At 36.8% G+C, this 9,421-nt stretch carries 11 protein-coding genes; 4 read left to right on the top strand and 7 right to left on the bottom strand.

The genetic code is table 11. The features are described from left to right. Window positions 1-336: 336 nt before the first annotated feature. The 4 genes from RT445_RS05595 to mutY all read right to left on the bottom strand — a co-directional run bounded on the left by RT445_RS05595 (window position 337) and on the right by mutY (window position 4,545). A complete protein-coding gene (locus RT445_RS05595) occupies window positions 337-2,061 on the bottom strand; it encodes an ABC transporter ATP-binding protein (RefSeq protein WP_396631792.1) in 1,725 nt (574 codons plus the stop codon). A 307-nt stretch (window positions 2,062-2,368) separates the two neighbouring features. After that, window positions 2,369-2,917, bottom strand: coding sequence for a nucleoside tri-diphosphate phosphatase (gene ntdP / locus RT445_RS05590; RefSeq protein ID WP_274794505.1), 549 nt, complete (start codon window positions 2,915-2,917; stop codon window positions 2,369-2,371). A 321-nt stretch (window positions 2,918-3,238) separates the two neighbouring features. Then, window positions 3,239-3,415 (bottom strand): gamma-type small acid-soluble spore protein, encoded by a 177-nt coding sequence (locus RT445_RS05585; protein ID WP_274794506.1) that lies wholly within the window; start codon window positions 3,413-3,415, stop codon window positions 3,239-3,241. An 80-nt stretch (window positions 3,416-3,495) separates the two neighbouring features. Next, the gene (mutY, locus tag RT445_RS05580) at window positions 3,496-4,545 is read right to left on the bottom strand and encodes an A/G-specific adenine glycosylase (RefSeq protein ID WP_313470048.1); all 1,050 of its coding nucleotides are present in this window, start codon (window positions 4,543-4,545) and stop codon (window positions 3,496-3,498) included. A gap of 197 nt (window positions 4,546-4,742) precedes the next feature. Here mutY and RT445_RS05575 point away from each other — a divergent pair, with 197 nt between their 5' ends. Further along, a complete protein-coding gene (locus RT445_RS05575) occupies window positions 4,743-5,729 on the top strand; it encodes a metal-dependent hydrolase (RefSeq protein WP_313470047.1) in 987 nt (328 codons plus the stop codon). A 35-nt stretch (window positions 5,730-5,764) separates the two neighbouring features. Here the strand turns inward: RT445_RS05575 and RT445_RS05570 are convergent, their stop codons facing one another. Genes RT445_RS05570 through recX form a run of 3 tightly spaced genes read right to left on the bottom strand, consistent with a single transcriptional unit; the run spans window position 5,765 to window position 7,164 of the window. Next, complete coding sequence (locus RT445_RS05570; RefSeq protein WP_313470045.1) at window positions 5,765-6,034, bottom strand: YfhJ family protein; 270 nt, start codon at window positions 6,032-6,034, stop codon at window positions 5,765-5,767. Next, complete coding sequence (locus RT445_RS05565) at window positions 6,035-6,364, bottom strand: YfhH family protein (protein WP_313470043.1); 330 nt, start codon at window positions 6,362-6,364, stop codon at window positions 6,035-6,037. It lies immediately after the preceding gene. Continuing rightward, the gene (recX, locus tag RT445_RS05560) at window positions 6,361-7,164 is read right to left on the bottom strand and encodes a recombination regulator RecX (protein ID WP_274794511.1); all 804 of its coding nucleotides are present in this window, start codon (window positions 7,162-7,164) and stop codon (window positions 6,361-6,363) included. Before recX ends, RT445_RS05565 begins: the two co-directional genes overlap by 4 nt. 254 nt (window positions 7,165-7,418) lie before the next feature. On the opposite strand from recX, the gene RT445_RS05555 reads away from it, so the two are divergent. The 3 genes from RT445_RS05555 to RT445_RS05545 all read left to right on the top strand — a co-directional run. After that, the gene (locus RT445_RS05555) at window positions 7,419-8,327 is read left to right on the top strand and encodes a TIGR01777 family oxidoreductase (RefSeq protein ID WP_313470040.1); all 909 of its coding nucleotides are present in this window, start codon (window positions 7,419-7,421) and stop codon (window positions 8,325-8,327) included. A 56-nt stretch (window positions 8,328-8,383) separates the two neighbouring features. Beyond that, the gene (locus RT445_RS05550) at window positions 8,384-9,208 is read left to right on the top strand and encodes a polysaccharide deacetylase family protein (protein WP_274794513.1); all 825 of its coding nucleotides are present in this window, start codon (window positions 8,384-8,386) and stop codon (window positions 9,206-9,208) included. 37 nt (window positions 9,209-9,245) lie between these two features. Beyond that, window positions 9,246-9,421 (top strand): TRAM domain-containing protein (locus tag RT445_RS05545; RefSeq protein ID WP_313470053.1); only part of this gene is annotated, 176 nt, incomplete at its 3' end.

Raw genomic sequence — 9,421 nt, 5'->3', positions numbered from 1 at the left:
TGTAAAAAAGGTTGTTTTTAACCCTTTTATTTCTAGTAGCTTTTTCCTCATGTGTAACGCCTCACCCTACCTATATTTTACTTAATTGTATAATAATATTAATAGAATACTATAACTTTCGTTAAATTCCTTATTTTCAGATAATTCTAACTAAAATACTGAACTCTTTCAATCATTAATATTCTGCAAATTACATAGAATTTCTACAATAATCGCCTTCAATAATAATTAAATCTTATAAAGGGATATTTTTTTACATTTATCACAAAAAAATAGCCTTCCATTTATAAATAAATGGAAGACTTTTTTGAAATAATTTCATAATTTGTACGAATTTTAATCCAAATGCTGTACTTGGAATAAATTATAATACGTCCCTTGTTTGTCCATTAACTGCTCATGTGTACCGCTTTCGATTAATTGACCATGATCTATGACAAAAATTTTATCAGCATGGGTAATAGTAGAAAGTCGGTGTGCGATGACAATAGTTGTCCGTTCATGAGCGAGCTGATCTAAGGATTCTTGAATCAATGCTTCACTTTCTAAATCTAAGGCAGAAGTAGCTTCATCCAGAATTAAAATCGGTGGATTTTTTAAAAATACACGTGCAATAGCAACACGCTGTTTTTGTCCTCCCGATAGCTTTACTCCTCGTTCACCAACCTTTGTGTCATAACCATTTGGCAGACTCATAATAAAGTCATGGGCATTTGCCGCTTTGGCTGCTTCGATGACCTGTTCATCTGTTGCATCTGGGCGACCCATTAAAATATTCTCTTTAACAGAATCACTAAAAAGTATATTATCTTGCAGGACGATCCCAATTTGTGAACGCAACGAATGTAAAGTGACATCTCGTACATCGTATCCATCAATGGTTACTTGACCACTTGTTGTATCGTAAAAACGAGGAATTAAACTGATAATCGTGGATTTACCACCGCCACTCATGCCAACAAAGGCAACAGTCTCTCCAGGATTAATCGTAAAATCAATTGAACTTAAAATAGGTGACCCCGTTTTTTCATATTGGAAGGATACATTGTGAAAGCGAACTTTCCCATTTGCACGTGGTAGTTCACGTGCATGTTCCCTATTTTTCACTTCATAGGGCTCGTCTATTAAATCAAACATCCGATCCATTGAGGCAATTGACTGCGTTAAAGTGGTTGATGAGCTTACAAGTCGTCTCAGTGGACCATATAATCGCTCAATATAAGCAATAAAGGCAACCATCGTACCGACAGAAAGTGAGCCATTTATTACTTGATAGCCCGCATAGGCTATAACTAGCAATGGCGCAACATCGGTAATAGTATTCACGACTGCAAATGATTTTGCATTCCATTTTGTTTGATCAAGTGCCTTCTCTAAAAATTCCCCATTTGCTGTATCAAATAATTTTTGTTCATGCTTTTCTAACGTAAAGCTTTTAATAATACTCATACCCGCTACACGTTCATGTAAATAGCTTTGTACACCTGCAAGTGCTTGAGAACGTTTACGTGTTAAGTCTCGCAGTTTGCCAAAAAAGTATTTAACACTCAATCCATAAAATGGAAAGGCAACTAACGCCACTAATGTCAGCTTTACATCCATCGTTAGCATGATGACAATGGCAATAACAATTGTCGCAAGATCCAGCCATACATTCATTAAACCTGTCATAACAAAGTTTTTCGTTTGTTCGACATCATTAATGACCCTTGAGATCACATCTCCAGCACGTGTATTGGCATAATATCTTAAACTTAATCGCTGTAAATGTGCATAGATTTCCTTACGAATATCAAACAAAACCTTATTGCTTACGTGTTGTGCAAAATATTGTCGATAATACTCAATTGGTGGACGGATAATAAAGAACACAATAATCGTTCCGCCTAGCCAATAAAACAGCTCTTTCGTTTTTTCTACATCTGTTAAATCTTCTGCTGCAATAATATCGTCTAACACAATCTTAATGAGCAGTGGAATAAATAGAGGAATAGCAAATTTTACTATACCAATGATAATCGTTAAAATAATTTCCCATGTATATGGTTTTACAAAGCGCATATACCGCCTGATACTTCCCAATTTTTTATCACATCCTTACAAAAAGAAACAGACATTCAATGATGAATGCCCTAAGTATTATAGCAATATTTTGATTAAAATACAGTTATGATGACTTTATAGCGAACTATTTTATATTCACTGTTGTTACACCTAATTTTCCGAGGACACATACAACATGTGCTGAAATTAACAAAAAAATAGGCAAAAATCATTTACGCCTCTTGATAACCGAGTGTCTTAAATAGAAAAAACGAACTATCTGGAGTCACTACTATAGAGTCTCACAGAATAGTTCGGATTTTCTTTAACAATCATCTGACTGCATATCAAGTTGGAATTTGTAACGATTTGTCCAGACATCGATGAAATCGGGTGCAAATGGTCCTCTTTTTTGTTGAATCCAGCTTATTAATTTATCGACATTGCGCTTTAAAATTTTATCAATGACATCAGGATAAGACATTTCCTTACGATGAAGCTCATATTCATCCTCGTCTAAGAGGGTATAAGACATATCAGGAAAAACTTTAATGTCTAAATCATAGTCGATATATTTAATGGCATTATTATCGAAAACAAATGGTGAGCTTAGATTGCAATAATAATACACTCCGTCTTCTCGTAGCATACAGATGATATTAAACCAGTGTTCCGCATGGAAGTAACAAATAGAAGGCTCTCTCGTTAGCCATGTACGACCATCGGATTCTGTCACAAGTGTCCGTTCATTCGCACCGATCATGATATTCTTCGTACCTTTTAAAACCATCGTTTCTTGCCAAACACGGTGGATACGGCCATTGTGCTTATAACTATGTATTTGTATCGTTTCTCCTTCTACCGGTAATGCCATTTTGAAGCCCACCTTTTCGTCTATGCTACCTAAATCTAGCAGTCTCTAGTATATTATAGCAATGTGTACGCGAAAGGTGTAGTTAGAAAACCACAAATTTCACTACGCTATTTTGAATTCGTATAAAATTTAGTCAATTATAAATGAATTTTATTATAACATCCACTTTGTTGATATTTTTTAGTTTTTTCACCAACTATTCTACTTCTAAAGGCACGCCTATATTCACTTCTTTCCTCAATAAGAAAGGGGCTGTCTTATTCATCTTTTCGGATTTCAGACAGCCCCTTAGAGGTAAATGCATTATGCAATTACAAAGTGTTATTCACCTAAATCTTGGTTAGTTTTCGAGAAACGACCTGAAGATTGAGCTTTCTTTTGCTCTGCTTTTGCATTTTGCTTTTGCACTTCATTTACGTCCGTTTCAAAACCAAACTCTTCACTTTGACGTTGCATGTTTTTATTCGGTTGGAAATTTTGGTTGTTTTGCTTTTTCATTATTCATTCACCTCCACGCTAATTATTGTGTACGGAGGTGATGACATTTATGCTCATGAATTGATGATTTACAGAAGGATTTATTTCCCTATGATTTGCTTTTTTACTTCTTCCCAAATTTTTAACATAGGAACCGGCATCGGTAATCGTTCTATCTGCTCCGGCGTTAACCAATTGCCCATTGTAGCTGTCTCACATTTCATATAATAGCTATTTAAATGCCATGTTAAATGTGAAAAGACATGTTTAAAAGAAATCAGCTCCTGTTTAGCTTGTCCTTCTAATGGGTATTCCTTTGTAAAGTTTTCAATTGATGATTGACTAGTATCAATCATCGGAAATTGCCATAATTTAGCCAGCAATCCTTCCTCAGGTCGTTGTTCCATTAGAAATTTTCCATTAACATCTTCACATATAAGGACTTCGTACGTGAGATGCTTCATTTTTATTTTCTTTGATTTGACAGGTAACTTTTCTGGTTCGCCCTCATTAAATGCGGTGCAATACTCTCTTACTGGACATAATAAACATTTTGGAGAGGTAGGCGTACAAATGAGTGCCCCCAGTTCCATTAAACCTTGGTTAAAAGAGGAAGCATGATTAGGATCAATTAGCTCTTCGACCGCTACTTCGAAAATTTTCTTCGTTTTTGGCAAGGCTATATCATCATGTATATCAAGCACTCTACTTAAAACACGCATAACATTGCCGTCAACTGCATGTTCAGGCTTATTATAGGCAATACTTAAAATAGCTCCAGCAGTATAGGGGCCAATACCTTTTAATTTCGATATTTCGTGACGATTATCGGGCACAACGCCACCGTAATTTTCTAAAACTTCACGAGCACCTGCTTGTAAATTACGTACACGGGAATAATAACCAAGACCTTCCCAATGTTTCAGTAAATAGTCTTGTGGTGCTTCCGCGAGTAAATCTAATGTTGGAAAACTTTCCATAAAACGATTGTAATAAGGAATAACTGTGTCGACACGTGTCTGCTGTAGCATCACTTCCGATACCCAAATTTTATAAGGGTCTGTTGTATGTCTCCACGGTAAGTCGCGTTTCTCAGCGTTAAACCATTCGACTAAAGATTGTCGAAATTCTGTTACATATGGGTAATTCACAGTGACCTCCGATGTTTTTACGATTTAATTTATGATGAAAAGGGTATACAATTAGGAAAAGTACATTCGGGAATAATCGACAAAAATTGTCTTTATTCCAAGACTGAATGTTAGAAATTTCAATATACCTTTTATTATTGAAATAAAGATGTATGCACATTGTACTCGATTTTATTGCATACTAGGAGTGGATATTTTTGGATTCAGGTACACATTTCGTTATGGGTATAGCCCTTGGCGGTCTTGCATTAGCCGACCCTGTAGTAGCCAACCATTCAATGACTTTTACTGCAGTAATGGCAGGTACAATTATTGGCTCACAGGCTCCAGATGTCGACACTGTGCTAAAACTACGTAATAACGCCATCTATATTCGTCATCACCGTGGAATTACACATTCACTACCAGCTGTAGCTATTTGGCCCATTTTAATTACAGTTGTTTTATTGCTTATTTTGCAAGACGTAAATGTGTTTCATTTATGGCTTTGGACATTTTTAGCTGTAGCCCTTCACGTCTTTGTTGATATTTTTAATGCCTATGGTACCCAAGCAATACGACCATTTTCTAGAAAGTGGGTAGCGTTAGGTGTTATAAATACATTTGATCCAATTATTTTTTCCTTACATTGTCTTGGTATTGTGTTATGGGCATTTGGTACAAATCCTGTTTGGACATTTAGCATCATGTATGTCGTCATTGTAGTTTATTATATTTTACGATTTGCTGTTCAAAAAGCTGTAAAAAAAGCTGTGCATCATACCTTACAGGACGAAGAATACGTCATTGTAGCACCTACTATGCGCTTCTTTCATTGGCGAATCGCAGCCAAATCTAAAACACATTACTATGTAGGGCGAGCTTATGGAAGGACAGTTAATATTTACGATAAATTCGAAATTAAGCCTTTACCAAAAACCGCGCTTATCCATGCTGCAATGAAAGACCCTAACTTATCAGCATTTGTGTCCTTTTCCCCCATGTACCGATGGGAAATCTCAGAGCTTGAAAACGGCTTAACAGAAGTAAGATTAATCGATCTGCGTTACCGTAGCGATAATCGTTATCCTTTCGTGGCCGTTGCACATTTAAATGATAATAATGAAATCATGACGTCCTATACGGGCTGGATTTTCACAGAAGATAAGTTACAGAAAAAACTACAAATCGGTGCAAGTAATTAAGCAGTAAACCCTGACCAATAGTGGTCAGGGTTTTCTTATTGGATCATATCATCACTAGCATCTAATAAATGAGAGTACTTTGGATTGCGTCCTGCAAAGGTATGGAGTTTATTACCATAGCTTGTAATTAATTGGCGTACTAGATTTTCTGTATAATCTGCGCCTCGATAAGCGTATCCTGCTTTGGCAGCTGTTGATTCAAAGTCACTCCATAACAGTTCAACCCAAACACGTGCTCGGCCCACTGACATTTGCGGATTTTTTGCCAGCAACTCAGCTGTCAATTTTTCAATTTTATCTTCCACTTACTTTCCCACCTTTACAGGGGATAGTATAGATACAGGTAATGCTTCTTGATACTTGTTTCCACCTAAACGGTGTCCCCAAGCAAAGCGTCCCTTTAGATAATCTACTTCGAAAAATTCATTATCCGAACCATCAATACGATACATTTCTCCTGGTACAATCGTATCCAGATCTACTAAATAAGCAGCTGCCATTAAGGCTTTGCGTTCATAAACAGCAAACTCATTGATAATTCCTAGCTGCTCGGCCTTACGAGCTTTTTCTTTTAGAAAAGCTATTTCCTCACGTAGTTCATGCTCTGACATAGCAGCATAATTTTTTTCGTTCATTCTTCATTCTCCTTCTCTTCTATAAAACGATCTATTACCTCTATAGGAAAACCCTTTTGATAGAGCGCCTGTTTAATTTTCATTTTCAGCTCATAACCAGTATACTTCGATACGTACTTTTTCCAAACTTTTTCGCCTTGAACATCGAGGAGCTGTTGCCAGTTGTCTTCATCTTGTCCAAGCTCTATTTGGTTAAGCACCTCTTCAACAATAGAAAATGCATAACCTTTTCTTAACAGATAGTCTTGGATTTTTGCCTTTACTTGTGTTGGTGTTTTTTTGTTTTCTGAACGAACAATTTTATCGGCTAACTGGCTAGCTAGGTTTAATTGTTCTTCGAAACTATATGTAGCAAGCACCTCATCCTGTAAGTTTTTATCTATGCCTTTTTTGATAAGATCTTGTCTAATCGCTCTTGGCCCTTTTTTCATAGTAGCCTTTTTTGTATCGAGCAATGCCTTTGAGTAATTTTCATCATTGATAAAACCATATGTTTTTAACTTCTGGATTGCCTCTAACACCACTGCTTCTCCAAATTCTAATGCAAGGAGCTTTTTCTTAACCTCATGCTCACTTCGCATTTGATAAGATAAAAAATTTAATCCTTTATTAAATGCCTTACGTATTTCATCCTCATAGGCAATTTCCTGGATTTCAAATTCGTCCAGTACTTTCCCCTTTGTTAAACCAAATTGAATGAGAATAGCTTCATCAACCGGAAAAGCATATTCTTCATTTAAATAAATATTATAGCGCTCAGGATTGTTTTTTTGACGTGCAATTTTTGTAATCATACGCATAGCAAACACCTCACTCTAGTTATTATAGCATTTCTTTTTAAAGGATTTGATAATTGGCATTAGTATTTTGCCTACGTACACTGGTATTCACCTCTCTAATTAGGTAGTTATCTCTGCTTGCATGGGTACTATATATTAGCGAAGATTTTTTGCGCCTCTGACACATACGTTTTCAAACCATACGCTACAGATGTTCACTAATCGGTTACATGGTAAACTTACAAGTAAGCTTTTATTCGAAAAGAGGTGTTGTTATGAAAATCGTTATTGCAGGTGGTACTGGCTTTGTTGGAAAAGCCCTTATAAAGCTATTGCAAGACTATGGTCATAACCTTTTTGTCTTAACACGTCATCAATCAAAAATAGATAATGGCGTTCACTATGTACAATGGCTACAGCCGCACCAGCCTTCTGTAGAGTTATTTGAAGGTGTAGATGTTTTTGTTAATCTTGCAGGTGTTTCTTTAAATAATGGGCGCTGGACGAAAAGACAAAAAAAGGCTATCTATTGGAGCCGAATGACTACGACACTTGAAATAATACGGATAATGGAAATACTTACGAAAAAACCTAAAGTATTTGTTAATGCTAGTGCGGTAGGTATTTATCCGACTTCAACAGAAGCAATCTATGATGAAGATTTTACGGCTTATGCAACTGACTTTTTGGGAACAACCGTCCATGATTGGGAACGCCATGCAAAACGAGCAGAGCGTTTTGGGATTCGGGTTGCTCTCGCACGTTTTGGTGTCATTTTAGGACGAGACAATGGTGCACTCCCACCAATGCTATTACCGTATAAAATGCATGTAGGTGGAACTATTGGCTCCGGTGAACAATGGCTGTCATGGGTACATATCGATGACGTAGCACGTGCCATTTATTTCGCTATAATGAATGAAAGTATCCATGGACCATTTAATGTAACGGCCCCAAATGCTATGAGAATGAAAGATTTTGGACAAACACTCGCAAAGGTCATGGGTAGACGTCATTGGATGCCTGTGCCAGGTTTTGCTATACGTTTAGCTCTCGGTGAACAAAGTAAACTTGTTTTAGAGGGTCAACATGTCCTCCCAACAGTTTTAGAAAAACATCATTTTACATTTCAATATCCTTATTTAACACAAGCACTTGAAGACATATTAAATGCTCGGAAATAGTGGATAATTTCTAGTTTTTTTACGCATCCTAATGAAAAAGAAAGGATGCGTTTTTTATGTGGAAACAACATATTGTAGGTGCGGTAATCGCTACTTTTATTATTGCCGCAGGAATTAGCTTTAATCCAAATTTTGCTGCCGGTTCTGATGAACACCATTGGGGCTTTAAGCGCGCTAAAAATGGAGAACAGGCAGAGGCAGGAGCGCAGCTTGATCAGTTACTTGATAAATATGGAGCTATTTACAAAGGAAAGCCGGATAAAAAAATTGCCTATTTAACATTTGATAATGGCTATGAAAACGGCTTTACCGAAAGTATTTTGGATACATTGAAAAAGGAAAATGTACCTGCAACCTTCTTTTTAACAGGACATTATTTAGACAGTGCCAGCGATTTAGTGAAACGCATGGTAAAAGATGGTCATACAATCGGGAATCACTCTTATGGTCATCCCAATATGGCTCGTCTCTCTCCAGATGGAATGCGTGCAGAATGGAAAAAGTTCGATGGAAAGCTACGCGAATTAACTGGAATTGACCGCACAACTTATGCCCGTCCACCCGAAGGTATTTTTAATGCAAAAGTGTTAGAGGTGGGAAATGCAGAAGGTTATCGTCATATTTTCTGGTCTGTAGCATTTAAGGATTGGATGAAGGATGAACGTCGTGGTGCGGATTATGCTTATAATGCACTAATGGAACAATTGCATCCTGGAGCGGTTATATTAATGCACACAGTAGCACAGGACAATGCTGAAGCTTTACCAATGTTTATTGCAGAAGCAAAAAAACAAGGCTATACATTTTTATCACTTGACGATTTAGTATTAGAATATGATGATTTCCCTGTTGCTTTGCAATCCCCTGTACCTTCGTTATAATGGGGAGATGACATTATAAAGCAGGGACGTGGAACGTTTGACGCAGCAAACAACGATGACCGTGGGACAAAAATTCCCATTAACAATAAAAAGACTTGGTATTAATGGTGAGGGTGTAGGATTTTACAAACGTAATGTAGTATTTGTGAAAGGGGCAATTCCTGGAGAAGAAATTACAGCTCAAGTAACAAAAACACAGCGTAATTTTGCTGA

It is taken from the genome of Lysinibacillus sp. (assembly GCF_032093475.1).
Classification (GTDB): domain Bacteria; phylum Bacillota; class Bacilli; order Bacillales_A; family Planococcaceae; genus Lysinibacillus; species Lysinibacillus irui.
The sequence above is the reverse complement of the archived record's forward strand: the minus strand, read 5'-3'. Positions and strand labels throughout refer to the sequence as shown.